Genomic DNA, 21,928 nt, shown 5'->3' with positions numbered 1-21,928 from the left:
TAAACCCAGCGCACGAGAGGATTTAGGAGAGGTGAAAAAATATAAATAAGTATTTATAACAAGGATTTAATCATGACCAAACAATTTCCTATTTCATTTGAATTTTTCCCATCTAAAACCGATGTAGGTGCAGAAAAACTCAAAGTTGTGCATCAAGAATTACAACTTTTAAATCCAGAGTTTTTTTCTATCACTTATGGTGCAGGTGGTTCTACTCGTGAACGTACTTTATCGACCATTAGCGACTTCAATGGCAAAGGCACACCTGTAGCGCCGCACCTGTCTTGTATTGGTGATGACAAAGCGCGTATTGCTGAATTGCTTGATATTTATAAAGCACAAGGCATTGACCGCATTGTGGCTTTGCGTGGTGATTTACCTTCAGGTCAAGTTGGTTTAGGCGAATTGCCGTATGCGTCTGACTTGGTGCGTTTTATTCGTGAACATTCAGGTGATCATTTTCACATTGAAGTTGCGGCTTATCCTGAAATGCATCCACAAGCAGACCACTTTGATCAAGACATTAAAAACTTTGTCACCAAAGTAAATGCTGGTGCCAATGCTGCCATCACCCAGTTCTTTTTTAATCCAGATGCGTACTTTTACTTTGTAGAACGTATTCAAAAGCAAGGTGTGAATATTCCTGTTGCGCCTGGCATTATGCCGATTACCAATGCCAGCAATTTAATTCGCTTTGCAGATGGTACAGGTGCAGAAATTCCACGCTGGATTCGTAAGCAATTAGCAACCTATGGTGATGACACAGCTTCAATCAAAGCCTTTGGTCATGAAGTGATTATTAAACTGTGCGAACGCCTGATTGCAGGTGGTGCACCAAGTTTGCATTTTTACACCATGAACAACACCGAACCGACTCGTCAATTAGTGACAGATCTTGGTTTGGCTTAAGCTGTATTTTTCATATTTATTGACTTGAACGAGTAATCCCTATGCCCCGTTTTTATATTGAGGCTGAATTAGCAGTAGATACACAAGTTGAACTGACTGAAACAGTATTTCATCACTGGGTGAAAGTACTACGCGCACAAGTCGGTGAAACCGCCACCTTGTTCAATGGGCAAGGTGGTGAATATGAAGTGGAACTGGTTGAAGTTACCAAAAAAACAGCGCAAGTGCAGATTAAAAGTTTTAATCCAGACAATCGCATCCCAAGCTTTAGCGCCTTATTAGGACAAGTAATGAGCAAAGGCGATCGTATGGATTATGCGATTCAAAAAGCGGTAGAGCTTGGCGTGACTAACATTCAGTTGCTCACCTCTGAACGCTGTGAAATGCGCTTAAAATATGACCGTGATCAAAAGAAAATAGATCATTGGCAAGGCATTACCATTGCAGCCTGCGAACAGTGTGGCATGAATATCGTCCCGAAAATTTTAGCCCCACTACGGTTAGAGGACTGGCTCAATAGCGACCTTCCTGCTACCAAATTAGTGTTAGCACCAAATAAAGATCAAGTCGATGTGTTAAACAACGCCAGCAAAGATTTGGCTTTATTAATTGGGCCTGAAGGTGGTTTAAGCGAGGCTGAAATTAGCGCTGCAAATGCTGTTGGCTTTCAAAACTGGTGTATTGGTTCTCGGATATTACGCACTGAAACCGCACCCGTGGTTGCTTTAGCAATCTTAAATTATCGCTTAGCTGAGTAATTTATCCACTTTTGCAGAAATCGATAGCCAATAACATTGCAATTTATAAAGCACAGGATTACTCTCGAAGAAGATCTTAAAGATTTTGCATAGAATTTAAACACAAAACCGCAATAGTTTATGCATCAACGTAATGTTATTTAAAATATAAATGATGGAATCATTTAACTATATTTTGGGGAAGTATGTCAGACGCTCAAGATGAATTGTTGCAGCAATACTTAGATGCTGCGCAAATCACCAATACCATTCGGCTTATTCGATTCTTTTTGGTCAGCGTCCTGATTGTTTGTCTGTATGTGTTTTTTATTTATCAAATTTCCTTCTCACAGTCATCACCCTACCTCAACATCTGGTTTATTCTCACTGAACTGACCATTGGTTCGTGTTTACTGCTCACTGCAATTCACTTTAAAGCAGGACAATATCAACTCCATCATGCAGATCGCTGGTTAAAATTGGTATGTTTCTTAATCGGAACTGCAATCGCAGTTGGGGTAACTTTGCTGTATTACTTTTTACCCCATCAAAACCCTGAACTGAACATCCATGAAGCCATTATTCTAGCCGCCTTATTAATTATTGTGAGTCAAATCTTTGCACTCACCTTTTTAACACAACGCTTGAGTTATTTTTGTTGGGTATTCATTCCAGTCATTACGCCCAATATTGCCGCGCAGTTTTTAATTCGCTCTGAAACTTCTGCTTTCTTTTTTCTGGCAACAAATTTTGCATTAATTACCCTACTCATTTGTGCCAATACTTCAATGCATATGCATCGTCGGTTATCGAGCGTCAATTTTAAAAACGACCAATTAAAAAAAGCCGCAGAGCAACAAGTTGACTGGACAGATCAACTCCGCCAACAATTGCAAGTGGAAATGAACAAATCTAAAGATATTGAATTACAACTGCAATTTAACAATCAAATGCTGGAACAAAAAATTAGAGAACGTACCTTTGACTTAGAACAAACCCATCTAGACTTAATCAATCAACAACATAGTTTAATTTTGGCACATGAAGCCGCAGGTATTAAAGCGTGGGACTGGAATATCAGAGAAAGAAGCATTGTCTTTGGGACTGGCGCACAACAAACTCGTTTAAAAAATTCCAAAAAGCATCGGAATAAATTACAGCAATTAATTCACCGTGATGATATTGCACACCTTCGTCAAACCATGAAAGAGCATTTACGTGGTCAGACAGAACGCTATCAAACCACTTATCGCATACAACATAATTCAGGTCAATGGTATTGGGTGCATGATATTGGGCGAGTAATTGAGCGTGATCCTGTCACCAATAAACCTTTACGCATGGTTGGGGTTCGCCGTGACATTCATCAAGAACGGATTGCACAAGAACGCTTAAAACTTACTGCCAGCGTACTTGAACAAGCTGCTGAAGGTATTTTTATTTTAGATGAAAACCTGCGCTATATTGAAAGCAATCCATTCTATGCACAAATGAGTGGATTTCAACGTGACCATATTATAGGTAAATATCTGTTTGATTTAGTCAAATCCAACAAAGCAAATCCACGCATGACACAAGAGGAAATTGTTCAACAATTACTCAGCAAGGGTGAATATCATACTGAAAAGAGTATAAAATTCCGCTCAGGAAAAGAATTAGAAGTTCGTTTGCATATCAATGCAGTCAAAGATGAGCAAAACCGTATTATTAATTATATTGGAATTGTGTCTGATTTAACCGAACAGAAACTACAAGAACAGCGTTTATCCTATTTAGAAAATTATGATGCGCTGACCGATCTCCCCAATCGTTTTTATTATAATTATCAACTACATCAATATCTTATTTCACAGCAAGATTCATTGCAGCAATTGGCGGTCATTCGACTCAATATTGACCGTTTCAGACCTTTAAACGAATATTTAAGCAATAATGGTGGCGATGAATTACTCCGCCAAGTGGCGCAGCGTTTACGTATCACCAATGCCGAAGCGCTGTTTGTTGCACACTTAAATGGCGATGATTTTGCAATTGTTTATGAAATTTCTCACATTCGCCCTTCAATCGAAGAGCACTGTGAACGTATCACCAAAGCCTTTAATTTGCCGTTTAATGTACAGGGACAAGAACATATTATTACCCTGTCGATGGGGGTTTCCCTCTATCCTGAACATGGACGCCAGTTGGATTATCTAAATAATTGTGCTGAACAAGCCTTGTCTGAGGCTAAACGTTTAGGTGGCAATACCATTAAATATTACACTTTAGACAACACCAAACTGCTAGAGCAAGATGTACATTTAGAGCGCGACTTACGCCAAGCCATTAAAAATGATGAATTAATTGTATATTATCAACCTAAAATTGATTTCCATAACTATCAAGTGGTTGGGTTTGAGGCATTGGTACGTTGGCAGCATCCGAGCAAAGGCATTATTCCACCCAACCTATTTATTCCTATTGCAGAACAAACCAGTTTAATTTCCGATATTGGTCGAGTTGTGATTCAACAAACAGCCAAACAAATTCGTGAATGGAACCTGTTAGGTTTTGATCATATTCGAGTATCAGTGAATGTGGTTGCACAACAACTGCAACGTGGTCAATTACTTCAAGATTTAGATGATGCGATTAACACCTATCAAATTTCAGGTGCAAGCTTAGTATTAGAAATTACAGAATCCTTTTTGGTGGAAAATTCCACAACCGTGAAGTCCTTATTAGATGAAATTAAACAACGTGATATTCATATTGCCTTAGATGATTTTGGTACAGGCTATTCTTCACTTTCTTACTTAACTGACTTCCCAATAGACATTTTAAAAATTGACCGTAGTTTTATTTCTAAAATTGGAAATACCAAACAAGAAGCCATTGTCAATGCCATCATTGCTATGGGCAAAGCCATGGACATGACTGTAGTGGCTGAAGGAATTGAAACTGAACAACAACTCCAATATTTGCAGAATTTAAAGTGTGATATTGCACAGGGTTATTTATTCTCTAGGCCTTTGCCTGAAAGTGAAGCGACTCAATTTCTAAAAGCAAATTTAGTATCCGCGCTTATCGCTCCTTAATCTGAAACTAGACCCAAAAGCTCCAAGTTTGTTCTAAAAATAAACAGTGACGTCTGTGCTAAGAGGGCAAGTAATGGTATATTTCCATAAGATTCATAAAAAAACCACCAGCATCGCTGGCCAACTTGTCACACACGAGATTCAGATGGACGATCAATCATTAAAACAGCAGGCACTTTACTATCACGAATTTCCAACACCAGGAAAAATCAGCGTTACTCCAAGTAAGCAGCTGGTCAACCAACGTGACTTAGCGCTCGCTTACTCACCAGGTGTCGCAGCACCATGTTTAGAGATTGAACGTGATCCTTCAACAGCTGCACTTTATACCGCTCGCGGTAACTTGGTTGCTGTCGTTAGTAACGGTACAGCAGTATTAGGTTTAGGTAATATCGGTCCTTTGGCGTCTAAACCTGTGATGGAAGGTAAAGGCGTACTCTTTAAAAAGTTTGCTGGTGTCGATGTATTTGACATCGAAATTGCTGAAAATGATCCAGACAAAATTGTAGATATTGTTGCAGCATTAGAACCAACTTTTGGTGGTATCAACCTTGAAGACATCAAGGCGCCAGAATGTTTCTACATTGAGCAAAAACTTCGTGAACGCATGAATATTCCTGTGTTCCACGATGACCAACACGGTACGTCAATCATTGTAGGTTCTGCCCTACTCAATGCCTTGTTACTTAACGGCAAGAAAATTGAAGAAATCAAAATCGTTGCTTCAGGTGCAGGTGCAGCCGCACTGTCTTGTTTAGACCTGTTATGTGCATTGGGCGCGAAAAAAGAAAATATCATTGTTGCGGATTCGCGTGGTCTAATCACCACCAAACGTGAAGGTTTGGATGACTCGAAAAAACGCTATATGCAAGACATTGAAGGAACGCAACTTGCTGATGTAATTAGCGGTGCGGATATGTTCCTTGGTCTTTCTGCAGCGGGTATCTTGACCAAAGCTATGGTCAAAGAAATGGCTGAAAATCCAATTATCTTTGCTTTGGCTAACCCAGACCCAGAAATCTTGCCTGAACATGCGCATGAAGTACGTCCAGATGTGATTATGGCAACAGGTCGTTCGGATTATCCGAACCAAGTTAACAACGCACTTTGCTTCCCGTATATTTTCCGTGGTGCATTAGATGTTGGCGCAACTACCATCAACGAAGAAATGAAAATTGCTTGTGTACACGCAATTGCACGCATGGCACACATTGAAGCAGATGCTGCGACTTATGGTGAAAAATCTGCATCATTCGGTCGTGACTATTTAATTCCACGTCCACTTGATCAGCGTTTAATTCTTGAAATTGCACCTGCAGTTGCTCAAGCGGCAATGGATTCAGGTGTAGCAAGTCGTCCAATTCAAGACTTCTCTGCATACCGTCAGCGTTTGTCTGAGTTTGTATATAACTCGGCATTTATGATGAAGCCTATTTTTGCTCAAGCAAAAACTGACCCTAAGCGTATTGCTTATGCAGAAGGTGAAGACTTACGCGTACTTCGTGCAGTACAAATTGCAGTGGATGAAGGCTTGGCTAAACCAATCCTTGTAGGTCGTACCTCAGTGATTGAAGCGAACATTAAAAAGCTAGGTTTACGTCTGGAACATGGCGTGAATATGGAAATTGTAGATCAGGAAAACAACCCGAACTACGAAAAATTTGCAGATGATTACTACACCATCATGCAGCGTAAAGGCGTTACACCTGAATACGCGCAGCGTGAAGCACGTCGTCGCTCTACCCTCATTGCAGCAATGTTAGTGAAACATGGTTTAGCCGATGGTATGTTATGTGGTACTTATTCTAGCTACGATATTCACCTTGATTTCGTGAAAAATGTGATTGGTCTAAAAGAAGGTCGCACTAACTTCTTTACCCTTAACGCATTGATGCTTGAAGATCGCAACTTGTTCATTGCCGACACTTATGTCAACACTAACCCAACTGCTGAACAGTTGGCTGAAATGACACTTTTAGCGGCTGAAGAAGTACGCCGTTTTGGTATGACACCACGCGTTGCTCTACTTTCTCACTCAAGTTTTGGTTCTGACCAACAAGACTCTAGCGCACAAAAAATGCGTAAAGTCTTTGAAATCTTGAGTGAGATTGCACCTGAGCTTGAAGTTGAAGGTGAAATGCACGGTGATGCAGCATTAGACGAAAATATCCGTCATTTTGCTTTCCCGAACTCACGCTTCAAAGGTTCTGCAAACTTGTTGATTATGCCGAACTTAGATGCTGCCAATATTTCATTTAACTTGTTGAAATCGACTTCAGGTAACAATGTTACGATTGGCCCTATCTTGTTAGGTGCAGCAAAACCTGTACATATCTTGACGCCAACTGCTACGACACGTCGTGTTGTGAATATGACTGCCCTCACTGTTGCTGAAATTCAACAAACAGCACAAGTTAAAGCATAAACCTATATTTCTGAGTGACTGACTCAGAATTATAGACTTGAGAAAACCTCTATTCTGTAGCATGATTGCTTGAAGAATAGAGGTTTTTTCATGCAAGTTTATTTAGTAGGCGGTGCAGTTCGAGATCACTTACTCGGGCATCCCTATCACGAAAAAGATTATGTTGTCGTTGGCGCAACGCCCGAACAACTTTTGGCTCAAGGCTTTCAACCTGTGGGCAAAGACTTCCCTGTTTTTCTTCATCCTGAAACCAAAGATGAATATGCACTTGCTCGTACAGAGCGCAAATCTGGACACGGTTATCACGGTTTTGAATTTCATACCGACCCAAGCGTGACCTTAGAAGAAGATTTAATCCGTCGTGATTTAACCATTAACGCCATGGCAATGGATAGTGATGGCAATGTCTACGACCCTTACGGTGGACAGCAAGATCTGTGCAATAAAGTGCTGCGCCATGTATCCAATGCATTTGTAGAAGACCCGTTACGGGTGCTGCGTATTGCTCGTTTTGCGGCACGTTATCATGCTTCAGGCTTTGTGGTTGCACCTGAAACCTTGTTATTAATGCAAGAGTTGGCAGAATCTGGTGAGTTACATGCGCTGACACCTGAACGCGTATGGAAAGAAACTTCACGTGCCTTAATGGAAGCACGTGCCGATGTTTATTTTGAAACATTGCGTGCCTGTGGTGCTTTAAAAGTTTTATTTCCTGAATTAGATGCTTTATTCGGTATTCCACAGCGTCCTGAATATCACCCTGAAATTGACAGTGGTGTGCACACCATGATGTCACTACAACAAGCCTGTCGTGGCAATTACTCACTCGATGTACGCTTTGCAGTGTTATTGCATGATTTAGGCAAGGCCTTGACCCCTGCCGATGAATTACCACGGCACATTATGCATGAAGAACGTGGGATTCGACCTGTAACGGAAGTGTGTGAACGCCTGCGCGTACCGACCAATACCAAACAACTTGCACTTGCTGTATGTAAAGAGCATTTAAAATGCCACCAAGCATTGAGCTTAAAGCCTGGCACGTTATGGCGCTTATTACAGCGTTTGGATGTCTTGCGTCGTCCTGAGCGTGTAGAAGCCTTTGTACAAGCCTGTGAATGTGACTCTCGTGGGCGTTTAGGTTTGGAAGATCGTGACTATCCGCAAGCGAGCTATATTTTGGAAGCGATTCAAGTGGTACGCAGCATTAAGGCGCAAGACTTACCTGCCGATGTCCAAGGCCCCGATATTGGTGAAATGCTGATTGAACGACGCATTAAAGCGATTGAGCAATTAAAGGCACGTCACTTGGCTGCTACTGCTTAGGCTATTTAAGTCTATAGAACGTCATTACATGCGTTCTTTGATCTATCATTCTTAACCTATTTAAGTCAGCCTAAATTTCTGATCGAAAAGCCGTAATCTTCTAAAATATAGAAGCTACGGCTTTTTAGCTCAAATAAATCCTTCTTGAAATAAGAAACTGTCTTTTGCTTTTAGGCAAGCTGCGCAGGAAAGCTAATCACTTGCTCTAAACGCATCTGCTCAGTTGCAATCATCAATAAGCGATCTATGCCCAAGGCGATACCTGAACATTCAGGCATGTTCGGCAACGCAGCCAATAAATATTCATCAATTGGCATCACATGTAAACCAAGTTGTGCGCGTTCTGCATTATCGGCTTCAAAACGAGAACGCAGCACAGTAGCATCAATCAATTCATCATAGGCATTGGCAAGCTCTAAACCTTCGATATATAGCTCAAAACGGGCTGCGACCAATTCCCCATCATCATCTGTTCTGGTTTTAGCCAAAGATGCTAATTCAGGTGGAAAATCGGTTAAAAATACAGGAGCATCAAAGCCCAAACTTGGTTCTACAAAATGTGAAAACAATAGGTCGATGTAGCCTAGACGGTCATCACCCAAATCCAGATGCAAACCCACACGATGACAGCAGTCTTTCAATTGTTGCAGACTTGCCTGTAAAGGATTTAAATCCAAACGATCCATAAATGCGTGTTTATAACTCAACACTGTTGGACGTACTTCGCCAAAGCGTTGTTTTAACGTCAGATTAAGTAAATCTGTCACCTCAAACATAAGCTCTTTCAGGCTAAATTCGGGACGATACCATTCCAACATGGTAAATTCGCTGTTGTGTTTACGTCCATGCTCATCATCACGAAAGACTTTGCAAATTTGATAAATAGCACCACTACCACTGGCCAATAAACGCTTCATGGCAAATTCAGGTGAGGTCTGTAAATAGTGCGTATGCAATTTGCCCTGCACATGGCGCTGTGCTTGCACTGAAGCCAAATGCACATCTGTCACTCCTGCCTGTGACAAAATTGGCGTTTCAACTTCAAGTACTTCACGTTCCGCAAAAAACTGGCGTATTTGTGCATACAATTGTGCACGTGCGCGCATGCTGTTTAAGTCGCAAGTTGGTTGATATTGGAGATTTGAACTCATGCTTGCGGGCCTCCGTGTGCTGCCCATTCACGACGCAGAGGATAGGTTTTTCTTAAATGATCAAAAGCCTGCTGCTCAACTTTGCCCGCTTTGACACAGGCACGTAAATTGGCATCATCCTGTGCAATATCATAAATTTGACTTAAATGTGCATGCAGACTATTTTTCAAATCTTGGGTTTTGAAATATTGCGCGCAGCTTGGCAATTGAGTTTCAAATTGTTTTGTGGCATCTAAACCAAAATTTTCACAAAAAGCCTGATAAATCATTTGTGTGCCGCGAGCCTTGCCTTCTAGGCTATACCCTGCAATATGCGGGGTTGCCAAAGCAAGCAAATCTAATAATTCTGCAGAGATTTCAGGTTCATATTCAAAAACATCTAATACCACTAAACGCTGAGTATGTTGAATATCCTGCATTAAAGCCGCTTCTTCTACCACTGGCCCACGCGCTGAATTAATCAGAATGGCTTGAGGCTTCATACATGCCAAACGCGCTGCATTAATTAAATGATGAGTAGGATGTTCACCAGTTTCTGTTAATGGCACATGAATGGAAATTGCATCTGCCTGTTGTAATAGTGCATCTAAGTCACATTGCTGCACATTGGGCAACTGCACAAATGGATCGTATGCGATGACATCCCAACCGAATAATTGTGCCATTTTGACCAAGCGCGAGCCGACATTGCCCAGTCCAATAATGCCAAGTTTAAAGTTTTGATTGGCATGTAGTAATTCAGGCTCGAGATGAAGCAATGCGGTAATCACATACTCACTCACCGCCTGCGCATTACAACCTGCCGCATTTGACCATGCAATGCCCTGCTGCTCGATGGCTGGGATATCAAGGTGGTCTGTGCCAATGGTCGCGCTGCCAATAAATTGAAGCGCGGTCTGTTGAATCAATGCTGCATTCACTTGGGTGACGGAACGAACTAGCAGCGCATCAGCATCTTGCACATTTTGATGCGTTAGACGGCGTCCAGCCTTGTGCTCTATTTCTGCCAAATCTGCAAAGAAATAATCGGTATATGCCAGATTTTCATCTGCAATGATTTTCATAACGCCATCCCATGTGTGTTTGCTTGTTTATGATAGCTTGAGTTGTCTAGGATGACTATGATTGTTGAGATTAATGCAGAATTGTTGAACAGCAAGCCGACGATTCATTTAGGTGGAAACATGCACGTCTATATAAAAGTTGCATATTCACAGCAAAAAAATCAGCCACCCGAAGGTGGCTGACTGCTATAGATTAAGCGAGTTAAATCTTAACCAATAAATTTACGCGCATTGCGGAACATACGTAACCATGCACCATCTTCAGTCCATTCTTCAGGTTTCCAAGAATGTTGAAGCGCACGGAAATTACGTTCAGGGTGCGGCATCATAATTGTTGCACGACCATCTTTTGAAGTTACGCCTGAAATACCTTCTGGCGAACCATTCGGGTTCATTGGATAATGTTGAGTCGCATTTCCGTGGCTATCGACATAACGTAAAATCACTTGGTTGCCTGCGTTCAAGGCTGCCAAATTAGCTTCTGGTGCAACGACGCGACCTTCACCATGTGCCACTGCGATTGGTAAAATCGAGCCTTCCATATCTTCCAATAATACAGAATTCGATTTTTCAACGCGTACATTAACGCTACGCGCTTCAAACACTTCTGAGGTATTACGATGGAAACGTGGCCACGCTTCTGCACCTGGAATGAGTGGTGCTAATTGTGACAACATTTGACAACCGTTACAGATACCAAGTGAGAATGTTTCTTGACGGTTAAAGAATTTCTCAAACTGGTCACGTAATTTCGGGTTAAACAAGACTGACTTTGCCCAGCCACCGCCCGCACCCAAGACGTCACCGTAAGAGAAACCACCACACGCCACTAAGCCTTCAAAGTCGTCTAAATCGACACGTCCTGCAAGCAAGTCGCTCATGTGTACGTCAACAGTGTTAAAGCCGACTTTGTCAAATGCTGCCGCCATTTCTACATGACCGTTTACGCCTTGTTCACGTAAAATCACCATGTTAGGACGACGTGTGTTGATGTATGGCGCTTCAACTGGCTCATTTAAGTCAAATGTCGGTTGAGCAATTAAGCCTTTGTGGTTTTTGTCTGTGATCAAAGCAAATTCTTGATCAGCAGTTTCTGAGTTGTCACGTAAACGCTGGATTTGGTGTGATACTTCACTCCAAGCCGCTTGCAAATCGGCACGTTCAAGCACCAAGCCATTTACAGCAAGTTGGTCTGTGCTATTAACTGTACCGACTACCGAAATCGCATCTTTCAAAGTAGATGCAGCAACTTCAGCAGCTAAGTTAGCCCAGTCTGCTTTAGAGATTTGTAGTACTGCACCAATTTCTTCAGCAAACAATGCCGCAACAGATTGATCTTCTAACGCCACACCTAAACGTGAAGCGAACATCATTTCTGTTACAGTTGCCAATAAACCACCATCACCAATGTCGTGATAAGCTTGAATCAAGCCACGGTTATTCCAGTCTTGTACCAAAGCAAAGAATGCTTTGAATTCGTCAAAGTTATCGACATCTGGTGTTACTGAACCAATAGCTTTATACACTTGCGCTAAAATTGAACCGCCTAAACGGAACTGACCTTTAGACAAGTCAATACGTACCAATACTGAATCGGTATTTTTCAATTCAGGGGTTAGTGTTTTACGTACATCGGTCACTGGTGCAAATGCAGTAATTACACCTGACATTGGTGAAGTTACAGATTTATCAACACCTTCGTCATTCCAAGTGGTACGCATAGACAATGAGTCTTTACCTACTGGAATTGCAATTCCTAGCGCAGGACACATTTCCATACCAATGGCTTTTACACCTTCAAACAAAGCTTGGTCTTCGCCTTTTTGACCTGCTGCTGCCATCCAGTTTGCAGATAATTTAATGTCGCTGATCTGGTCAATTTTGGCTGACATGATATTGGAAATAGATTCTGCCACTGCCAAACGCGCAGATGCTGCAGGGTTTAATAAAGCTACAGGTGGACGTTCACCCATCGCCATTGCTTCACCTGTAAAGCCTTGCAAGCTGGTAGTGGTTACTGCTGCATCTGCAACAGGCACCTGCCATGGGCCAACCAACTGATCACGTGCAACCATACCTGTAATTGAACGGTCACCAATCGTGATTAGGAATGATTTGGACGCAACAGTTGGATTCTTGATGACACGGTAAATCGCATCTTTCAGATCAGTAACTTGAGCTGCATCAAAATCATCACCTTGACGCTCAATGCTTTCATAAGAACGGCTCATGCGTGGCGTACCACCTAACAAGACCTGCATTGGCATATCTACAGCTTTGTTATTGAACAGTGGATCTTCAACCGTTAAATGACGCGCTTCTGTCGCTTCACCCAATACTGCAAACGGACAACGCTCACGCGCACAGATTGATTCAAATAATTCTAAAGAACTTGGACGGATGGCCAATACATAACGCTCTTGCGCTTCGTTTGACCAAATTTCCATTGGTGACATGCCTGGTTCTAAAGATGGAATCTTACGCAAATCAAGTACAGCACCTAGTTCGTGATCATTCACCAACTCAGGCATTGCGTTCGAAATACCACCTGCACCCACGTCATGCACTGATACGATTGGGTTAGCATCTTCCAAACGCCAGCATGTATCAATCACTTCTTGGCAACGGCGTTCCATTTCTGGGTTTTCACGTTGTACTGAAGCGAAGTCAAGATTTTCACCCATGGTTCCGCTATCTACAGAAGATGCAGCGCCACCGCCTAAACCGATCAACATCGCAGGGCCGCCTAAAACGATTAATAAATCGCCTGGCTGAATTGGGTCTTTTTCGACATGGTCTGGACGAATGTTGCCGTAACCACCTGCAATCATGATTGGTTTATGGAAGCCTTTTACTTCACCATTCACGTTTTGCTCGAAAGTACGGAAGTAACCATTTAACGCAGGACGACCAAATTCGTTGTTAAACGCTGCACCGCCCAATGGGCCTTCAATCATAATTTGTAATGGCGATGCCATACGTGAAGGCTTGCCATAGTTTTCTTCCCAAGGCTGTTCAAAACCAGGAATATTTAAATTCGATACTGTAAAGCCTGTTAAACCTGCTTTTGGTTTACCACCACGACCTGTCGCGCCTTCATCACGGATTTCACCACCCGAACCTGTCGCAGCACCTGCAAATGGTGCAATTGCAGTTGGGTGGTTGTGTGTTTCCACTTTCATAAGAATGTGGGCAGCTTGGCTCTTATATTTATAAACGTAGTGACCTGTTGCAGCATCTTTTTTCGGATAGAAACGCTGCGTATCAAAACCAACAATCACCGAAGCGTTGTCTTTGTAAGCCGACAATACGTCTGTTGGTGATTCTTTATAAGTATTTTTGATCATTTGGAACAATGACAATGGCTGTACTTCGCCATCAATTGTCCATTCAGAACCAAAGATTTTGTGACGGCAGTGCTCAGAGTTGGCTTGTGCAAACATCATCAATTCAATGTCATGCGGATTACGGCCTAACTTGATAAATGCTTCGGTTAAATAATCAATTTCTTCATCAGACAAGGCAAAACCAAACTCACTGTTGGCTTTTACCAATGCCGCTTTGCCTTCACCCAAAATATCAATGCTATTTAAAGGTTTTGGTTCAGTTTCAACAAATAACGCTGCAGCATCGTTAATGTGGTTAAACACACTTTCGGTCATGCGGTCATGCAATACTTGTTTTACTTCGTTTGAAACGTCTGTAATACCTTTTAAGGTAAACAAAACACCGCGTTCTAGGCGGTGTACAGGCGTATTACAGTTGGCAAAAATATCGGTTGCTTTTGATGACCAAGGAGAAATTGTGCCCACACGTGGTGTCACTAAAATTTGAACTTCATCACTTGCAGCTTGGCGTAATTCAAAAGATGCACCATCGTTTAAAAGCTGTAAAGCAGATTGCTGTTGTTGCTCGTCGAGCGCTTGGTCAAATAAATAAACCCATTGGCTATCGAAAGATTGAACAGAACTCATTGACGCTAAACGGTTTAAGAGTTGAGTTTTCTTAAAAGATGAATGTGCAGGTGCACCGGCAACGATAAACATGCTGATTTTGGCTCCACGGGCTGATCTTTTGGACCATGCCACAATGTGACTTGAAGAGAGCGCATATTCTACTGTGAAATGCCATAATCAGCTAGATGGAAAATGGTTTTCTTGGCGCGTTTCGGCAGTAAAACTTCCGAATGTTGATTTAAAGCCTCTATTTCAGATCAATGTATTCAAGATTCGTGCTTTAAATTGCACAAAGCACTCTCACTGTGGAAATTACTTAGGTAATCCTCCCTAAAAATAATTGAGTTTAAAAGTAGAAAATCGAATAACCTTGATTTAAGGAGATTTTCTATGAAAACATCTAAGTATTCAGACAGCTTGATCATGAGTATCTTGAAGCAAGCTGAAGCAGGAACACCCATACCGAACTTGTGCCGCGAACATGGTATGAGCTCTGCTACATTCTACAAGTGGAAGTCCAAATATGGCGGCATGGATCTTTCAATGATGACGCGGCTTAAAGAACTTGAGGCTGAAAATGCCCGTTTAAAACGCATGTATGCTGATGAGCGGCTAAAGTCAGACATCTTGCAAGATGCACTTTTAAAAAAGTTTTAAGGCCTGTTCAGCGAAAGTCACTTGCTCAGCAAGCTACTGAGCAATTTAAGATTTCAATCAGCATGGCCTGCTTAATTTTTAAAGTCAGTCAAACGTGTTATCGCTATAAAGCTCGTTTAGATGAAGAGAATCAACAGATTGCCGAATGGTTGATTCAATTAACCAATGATCATAAAACATGGGGCTTCAAGCTTTGTTTCCTGTATTTGCGTAATGTTAAAAAATACAAATGGAACCACAAACGTGTCTATCGCATTTATAAGGAGCTTGAGCTTAATTTAAGAATCAAGCCTAATAAGCGGATTAAACGAGAACAGCCTGAAACCCTTGCAGTACCGACAGCTAAGAATGAATCATGGTCAATGGACTTTATGTATGATCAACTCAGTGATGGACGTAGTTATCGAGTTCACAACGTGATTGATGACTATAATCGCGAGTCATTGGATATATTGATTGACTTTTCGTTGCCAGCAGAACGTGTGCTGAGAGGACTTGATCAGCTCATTGAATGGCGAGGTAAACCTAAACGCATTAGAACCGACAATGGCCCAGAGTATATAAGTGAGCTGATGGAAAAGTGGTGTGATCAGCATGGTATTGAGCATGTATTTACTCAACCAGGCAATCCACAGCAAAATGCATATGTTGAGCGATTTAATCGTACAGTACGTTATGAGTGTCTAAATCAATATTTATTTCGAGATTTGAGCGAGGTGCAGGACTATACAACTGACTGGCAGTACTTTTATAATCATGAACGACCTCATATGTCAGTAAATGGTTGTCCACCTATTTTTAAACAATAACAAGGCTTTAGATTTTCTACCCATTAATTCAATTAAAAATGGGGGTATTACCCTTAATGATTGATGCTGTTTTTATTTTCTATGCCATCTGTTTACACACAGATGCTCTAAAGATCAGGACATGACGCTCAACTTCCGCCTTGCTCGATATCAACTAATCAAAGCACCTCAAATTCAATACGTCGATTTTTCTTACGTCCTTGTGGCGTTGTATTGTCTGCGACAGGCTGATTAGAACCTTGACCTTCGGTGCTTAAATGCGTTATCGCAATACCTTTATCGATCAAATAATTTTTTACCGCGCCTGCACGTGATTGGCTTAACACTATATTTTTATGCGCATCGCCCGAACTGTCTGTAAACTACAATCACATTGGTATGTGCAGCAATGGTGGATTTTAATTGTGGGGCTAATTTTATTGACCAGTGTTCTGACTTTTGCTTTTACCCAACCCATTCATTCCACACGAATTGAAGCTGAATATTTAAAAGAAACTGACCCACAAATTTATGCCTTACTTCAGGGAGAAATGCTCAGTCCTCCCCCAGAAGAAGATGCTATTTTGATTCAAGATGCAATCATAGAAACGACTCAGCTTGAACAAAGCTATCAAGCACAACATTCCGCCGAGGGCAGCGTGGATGCTGCTCGTATTGAAACGCCCGTTTTTCATAGCCATGCACATTTAGATTCTGCTTTACTGGATCGTAAATGGGACAAAATCAACCCACGCTATAAGCAACGTCTGCTGATGGTATTTAAAATTATGCGAGAACAACACGGTTATGAACTGGTCTTACTTGAAGGTTATCGTAGTCCAAGTCGTCAGAATATGTTGTCGACTAATCCAAATACTACACGCGCCAAAGGCTATCAGAGTTATCATCAGTTTGGTTTAGCTGCCGATATTGCTTTTAAACGTAATGGTAAAATTGTTATTTCGGAACGTGATCCTTGGGCAATGCGTGGCTATCAACTGTATGGTGAGGTGGCTGAATCGGTAGGTTTGACTTGGGGTGGTCGCTGGAAATCAATCCAAGATTATGGTCATACTGAATACCGTATGCCTGGTTTAAAAAAGACCAAAGAAATGGCTGAACAGTTAATTGCAGAGGGTCAATTGCGATAGTTGAGGGGTTGTAAAAACAAAAGCAACTCAATTTTCAGCCTCTATACCAAGTTAATCATATTTAACTTTTTCAGATATAGGTCATAAGTGAAATAACAAGACATAAAAAAGACCCTTGAAAATCAAGGGTCTTTTAAAAATTTGGCGGAAGCGGTGACAGTCAAATTAAGAAAACAATTAATTGATATTAAATAATAAAATATTTAAAATTTAATTTTTTACTGCTATTTTTACTACAAAAAATTCAACCAACTATTTGTTTAAATTTTCTTCAACCAATCGTATTTCTATTAAACACCCTGTCTATTCACTCATCTAAAAATCTCATATTTCACTCATCTTTATTGAGGTAATTGTTCAATTATAAACTGTACAAAACTATCGATATCTTCTAACTCATTTTCTGGTTTTCCACTTCCAGATAAATCTCTAACAATTTTTCCAAGGCTTCCACTTTTTCCTAAAGAAATTTTTTCAGCTGATACATAATTTGCTAACTCTTTATTGTCATACGTCATCGTAGATGTATATTGCAAAGTGCTATGTGCATACTTTCCAACAGCTTTGGAACCTAAAAATTTTAAATCTTCTCCAGCAAAAACTCTTTTCTGTTTTATTTCAAATGACAAGGAGATAGGCTGTGTTGTTAGTTCATCGGCCAATAAGCCTTTTGACTTTAATTCATTTTTCAGATTCTGCAAATACCGCTCTTCTATTTGATCTTGGGTTAAAAATGATGGAGCGTTAACCTTGTTAGATAAATTTACACTTACAGATTCTATAAGATATTTTTTAGGCTGTATATTCTCAACAGTATTCGTATTCTTATAAGGTTTATAAAATTGTGTAGGTTTTGCATTTGCCGTAAAGGTGATTACAGCCATTACAGTTAGAATTAAGTATTGATTGAACTTCATAGAGGTAGACTCAACATGTTTATATAATAAAATACCCAAAATTTAAGGTAAATAAAAAAAATAATCAGAAATAAAAACTAAAATACATTTCACTAATTCATTGGGAATAAAATTGAGTGCAATAGGTTTCAAAGTTAGGTTAATGAAATTCAAGCACGTGCATAAAAATTCAATTAATTAAGCAAACCTCATACCCTAGTTGCGCCTTGAATTATGAAGGAAAGAGTTGATCAGTTTTTCTTACATAGTAATCAATCCAATTCTGCAAATAAGAATACGGATACGAGAGTTTGTATGGCTTCATAAAGTCGACAATATCTTGATATTCTTCTTGAGGAAGCGGCTCGTACTGAATTAATTCTTTAGGGGCAATTTCATGATTTATGCCTAAATCAAAACCATGCATCGAAGCTAATTTTGCGTATATGACAATTTGTGGCTGTAAATAAAAATCATAATAGGCAAGTGTATTTTTCGCTGCATCTTGAGCTATTTTCTTAATAAAAAATGGCTCTAATGCTTTTTTCATTCCTTCTACATCCTGTTCTGTAAATGCAATGTAAAATTGAAAATCATATTTTCTCAGTTCAAGTTCTTTAGCAAATTGCTTAATTTTAGGCGTTGGGGCATCAAGCACTTTCTGACTGCGTTGTTTTAAGCGTTCTAATTGTTTGCCTTCCAACATCAGTAAAGTGTTGTAAATCATTTGACGGTTTAAGTCGTACTCATCTTCTAAATCTTCTGTATCATTCGCAACTTCTTCAATGTTTCGAATTAAAAAATTTCTGATTTCAGTACTATCACTCATCAGCATATGAAACATCGGTTCTTTGACATTCGTATAACCCGAACGAAAAAAGAACGGCATAGGATCATCACGAGTCACACTATTCAATACGCTTAACTTAGAATAAACATAAGCTAATTTTTTAAATTTTTTAATATCTTGATCAAATAACCACGCACCTGCCATATGCGCATCAATCTCTCTTGAAAAATAATACATTACTGCAAATGGATTAGCTTTTCGTTCATTTAAATAACTTAAGTCCTCCGCAGATAAAGATAACTGCTCTTTATTTTTGTAATGACTTCCGATCACCATTGTCATATGATCAAAACGTTCTTGTGCATTTTTAAATTCACGCCGTGCACACATCATATTCATTTTCATAAATCCCCCCTTATTTTTTAACAGTTGATTTAGATTTAGCAGGTACATTAACAGGAATAATTACAGCTTGCCCTGTAGCTCGATCTACTCCTGTCACTGCTGTTTTAAGCTTTCCTGCTTTATCCACATTAATTAAAATTTGCCTAGTTGGATCATTTGGAGCTAGATTATCTATAACAGCATCAATCCATGCTTTAGATAATTGTGTATTTCCACCTGCGGCCTTTGGATCTAACTTTACAGTGCCATTGGTAATTTGTTTACTATCTGAAAGTATCGTCACGCTACCATCTTTCGCAACCCAAACATGGTCAAATCCATTATTTGAACCATATTTTCCGCCTTTAATGACAGTAAATCCGTTTTGTTTTGCTAATGAATTAAATAATTGCTCAGTCAGCTCTCCCCCCTTATCTTCACCTTTAGCAATTCTATTAACTAAATCTTGATCTGCTTTAGATGTAATTTTTAGTGCCGTTTGATTTACTGTGACTTTTGTTTTATTCACATAACCTTTTTCAGTTGCTATTGCTGCACCTTGTTCTAGGGCTTTTTTCATCCCAGCTAAGTCACCTGCTTTTTCAGCAACTTTATAAGCCTGACGAGCTTCGCCAAGCCCGGGAACAATCTCTGCCATCGCCCAAAGCACATCACCAGCAGATTTTGCTTGTGCTAGTGTTTGAATATCACCAATTACAGGAAGAAAACCGGTAGCTAGCCAAAGTACTTCTTTTCACTCGGCATACATTTTAGTATTACAAGCCGTGGTACTTAATCCTGCACAATTATTTTTCCGATACAGTTCATCTGCCTCTTGAACCAAATCTTCTGCAACTTGTGCATGTGTCTTACCTTGAAGTTTTGCGTTTACCATATCAGCAAGAGTATTATTATTCTCAACCGCATTCTGCCCAATCACACCAGCCAATTGTGCGTTATACGTTGAATTCCCTACAGCTCCACCAATGACAGCACCAATACCTGCCGTTAAATCACGTATCTGTGCTTTAACATTTTCAGGAAGTAAGTTCGGCTGAAATTCTCCATTTGCATCTTGGTATTCTTTTTTGTCTTTATATTGATTGGTCAGATATATCGCTGCTGCTTCACTAGCCACCGCCGCACTTCCGCCTGCCGTTGGGTCGCCACCATTAATGTAGGCGAGGGTTGCACCCAAGATCGCATGAGACACTAACTGTGCTGCGGTGTTTTTATCCGCTCCATGACCAAATTCTTGCCCAATCACCTGAGCTGCATACGGTGCTAGGGTATTGGTCACCACTTGTAAGTCAGTTTGTCCACCCAATGCTGCGGTAATTGCTGTGGTTACTGCATTCAATGCTCGACTGCTATTGCCGCCCATGCCCCATGTTTGGGCTTGGTCTGATGCGTCCTTGTATGCTGGTAAAGCATTTTTCAGAAGATTTTGTTTCGTTACATAATCCTCTGTACTGTTATATTCAGCCCACTTTTCTCCACCTTCTGCTTTTAGCTTTTCAAGTGCTTGGGCTTCTGCTGCTTGTTTTTGTGCTTCTGCTTCGGCTTGTTTGTTTTGGCTATAAGTGCGTGTTGCTGCAACAATGGTACTTGTGGCATCCGATACAATCTTTTGTTTGTCTAAGATGGCTTGCAAGTCAGGAACATTAGCTACTTGTTGGTTCGCGGTATTGATATCGCTATGGATACCCAGTTCTTGAACAGTGGTATCTTTACCGCCAATATTGATATTGCCTTCGCTGATCGTGGCATAGGTCGTACTGCTGTCACTGTCTTTATCTTGCTGTGGTAAAGTTGGACTAAAGCTTGTGCTGTCTCGCCAATTCACGTTGTTGGTATATGTCTCACCTGAACTATCAGTGCCTTTTTCTTCACCAAAGCGTGTTCCACCTGAAAGTGCAACGGTTGTCGCTTTATGGCTGCTTTCATTTTCGATGTTGCTAAATGTTAAGCTGTTGGCTGTGAGGTCATTGTTTTCTTTTGATGCAGTAGATGCAATTGCTCCACCTTTTAGGTCTACATGGCCTGCTTTTACATGGTAACCGCCATCTCCTGCAAATCATTATTAAGCAGGCTTCTTCATTTAGAAAATATATTGCAGAAGAAGCCTTTAAAAACTGCTTTGTGCAACAAAGCTGTTGATGATCCTAGACAGTATCGTGGACAATCGATCCCTCTAAATTCTTGAAATATTTCTGTTCAAAGGCTTCTGGACTTAACCAGCCGTTTGCAGAATGCCTTCTGACCCGATTGTAATAAATCTCAATATAATCAAACAAGACCGCATTCACCTCTTTTCGAGTCGAAAACACACTGCCATGTACCACATGACCTTTTAATGTATGAAAGAAGCTTTCAGTCACTGCATTATCCCAACAGTTTCCACGTCTAGACATACTCTGAGTACAATCATTTTTCAGTAACAGCGCTCTAAAATCACGACTACAGTACTGTGAGCCTTGGTCCGAATGAACCATAACACCAGTTGGATAACCCTGACGAGCCATTGCATAGTTAAACGTATCACACACCAACTGGCGGTCTATTCGATGGCTGGTTTGCCACCCCACGATACGACGGCTAAATAAATCTAGCATCA

General features: G+C 40.6%; 15 protein-coding genes and 2 pseudogenes. 8 read left to right on the top strand and 9 right to left on the bottom strand.

Annotation, left to right across the window (positions count from 1 at the left end; all coding sequences use genetic code 11):
- Positions 1-72: 72 nt before the first annotated feature.
- The 5 genes from metF (at position 73) to HX743_RS13890 (ending at position 8,474) form a co-directional block, all read left to right on the top strand.
- Positions 73-909: a methylenetetrahydrofolate reductase [NAD(P)H] gene (gene metF, locus HX743_RS13910; protein WP_178319507.1), complete on the top strand. Its 837-nt coding sequence runs from the start codon at positions 73-75 to the stop codon at positions 907-909.
- Positions 910-950: 41 nt separating this feature from the next.
- A complete protein-coding gene (locus tag HX743_RS13905) occupies positions 951-1,667 on the top strand; it encodes a 16S rRNA (uracil(1498)-N(3))-methyltransferase (protein ID WP_178319506.1) in 717 nt (238 codons plus the stop codon).
- Positions 1,668-1,852: 185 nt separating this feature from the next.
- On the top strand, positions 1,853-4,723 hold the full coding sequence (locus tag HX743_RS13900; protein WP_178319505.1) for a bifunctional diguanylate cyclase/phosphodiesterase: 2,871 nt from the start codon (positions 1,853-1,855) through the stop codon (positions 4,721-4,723).
- Between the two features lie 145 nt (positions 4,724-4,868).
- Positions 4,869-7,148 carry an NADP-dependent malic enzyme gene (locus HX743_RS13895; RefSeq protein WP_004972754.1) on the top strand — a complete coding sequence of 760 codons (2,280 nt, stop codon included), beginning with the start codon at positions 4,869-4,871 and terminating at the stop codon, positions 7,146-7,148.
- Between the two features lie 90 nt (positions 7,149-7,238).
- Positions 7,239-8,474, top strand: coding sequence for a multifunctional CCA addition/repair protein (locus tag HX743_RS13890; protein WP_178319504.1), 1,236 nt, complete (start codon positions 7,239-7,241; stop codon positions 8,472-8,474).
- A gap of 170 nt (positions 8,475-8,644) precedes the next feature.
- Here HX743_RS13890 and epmA read toward each other — a convergent pair whose 3' ends face one another.
- Both epmA and HX743_RS13880 read right to left on the bottom strand, forming a co-directional pair.
- Complete coding sequence (gene epmA / locus HX743_RS13885) at positions 8,645-9,625, bottom strand: EF-P lysine aminoacylase EpmA (RefSeq protein ID WP_096902381.1); 981 nt, start codon at positions 9,623-9,625, stop codon at positions 8,645-8,647.
- Complete coding sequence (locus tag HX743_RS13880) at positions 9,622-10,689, bottom strand: 4-phosphoerythronate dehydrogenase (RefSeq protein ID WP_178319503.1); 1,068 nt, start codon at positions 10,687-10,689, stop codon at positions 9,622-9,624. Before HX743_RS13880 ends, epmA begins: the two co-directional genes overlap by 4 nt.
- A 51-nt stretch (positions 10,690-10,740) precedes the next feature.
- Between HX743_RS13880 and HX743_RS16445 the strand changes: the two genes are divergently transcribed.
- Entirely contained in the window at positions 10,741-10,872 is a 132-nt protein-coding gene (locus HX743_RS16445; protein WP_256732322.1) for a hypothetical protein, read from the top strand.
- Positions 10,873-10,898: 26 nt separating this feature from the next.
- Here the strand turns inward: HX743_RS16445 and purL are convergent, their stop codons facing one another.
- Positions 10,899-14,735, bottom strand: coding sequence for a phosphoribosylformylglycinamidine synthase (gene purL, locus HX743_RS13875; protein ID WP_178319502.1), 3,837 nt, complete (start codon positions 14,733-14,735; stop codon positions 10,899-10,901).
- A gap of 300 nt (positions 14,736-15,035) precedes the next feature.
- On the opposite strand from purL, the gene HX743_RS13870 reads away from it, so the two are divergent.
- A protein-coding gene (locus HX743_RS13870; protein WP_085945815.1) for an IS3-like element ISAba20 family transposase occupies positions 15,036-16,111 on the top strand; the annotation gives its coding sequence in 2 pieces (ribosomal slippage) (positions 15,036-15,288 and positions 15,288-16,111; 1,077 coding nt in all).
- Positions 16,112-16,269: 158 nt separating this feature from the next.
- Here HX743_RS13870 and HX743_RS13865 read toward each other — a convergent pair.
- Positions 16,270-16,470, bottom strand: a pseudogene (locus HX743_RS13865) (OmpA family protein); the annotation flags it as partial.
- Here HX743_RS13865 and HX743_RS13860 point away from each other — a divergent pair.
- Positions 16,471-17,241, top strand: a pseudogene (locus HX743_RS13860) (M15 family metallopeptidase); the annotation flags it as partial. It lies immediately after the preceding pseudogene.
- A gap of 341 nt (positions 17,242-17,582) precedes the next feature.
- Here HX743_RS13860 and HX743_RS13855 read toward each other — a convergent pair.
- From HX743_RS13855 to HX743_RS13840, 5 genes are all read right to left on the bottom strand, one after another.
- Complete coding sequence (locus HX743_RS13855; RefSeq protein ID WP_178319501.1) at positions 17,583-18,158, bottom strand: hypothetical protein; 576 nt, start codon at positions 18,156-18,158, stop codon at positions 17,583-17,585.
- Positions 18,159-18,369: 211 nt separating this feature from the next.
- A complete protein-coding gene (locus HX743_RS13850; RefSeq protein ID WP_178319500.1) occupies positions 18,370-19,332 on the bottom strand; it encodes an Imm49 family immunity protein in 963 nt (320 codons plus the stop codon).
- A 10-nt stretch (positions 19,333-19,342) separates the two neighbouring features.
- Positions 19,343-19,969, bottom strand: coding sequence for a hypothetical protein (locus HX743_RS16440; protein WP_214129025.1), 627 nt, complete (start codon positions 19,967-19,969; stop codon positions 19,343-19,345).
- A 96-nt stretch (positions 19,970-20,065) separates the two neighbouring features.
- Positions 20,066-21,157, bottom strand: a complete 1,092-nt coding sequence (locus HX743_RS16605) for a VENN motif pre-toxin domain-containing protein (protein WP_236093735.1) — start codon at positions 21,155-21,157, stop codon at positions 20,066-20,068.
- Positions 21,158-21,476: 319 nt separating this feature from the next.
- On the bottom strand, positions 21,477-21,928 hold a 452-nt coding region (locus HX743_RS13840), incomplete at its 5' end, for an IS3 family transposase (RefSeq protein ID WP_178319499.1).

It is taken from the genome of Acinetobacter sp. Swhac1, assembly GCF_013390985.1.
GTDB classification, from domain to species: domain Bacteria; phylum Pseudomonadota; class Gammaproteobacteria; order Pseudomonadales; family Moraxellaceae; genus Acinetobacter; species Acinetobacter towneri.
Note: the sequence above shows the minus strand (reverse complement) of the source record. Positions and strands in the feature narration are given on the sequence as shown.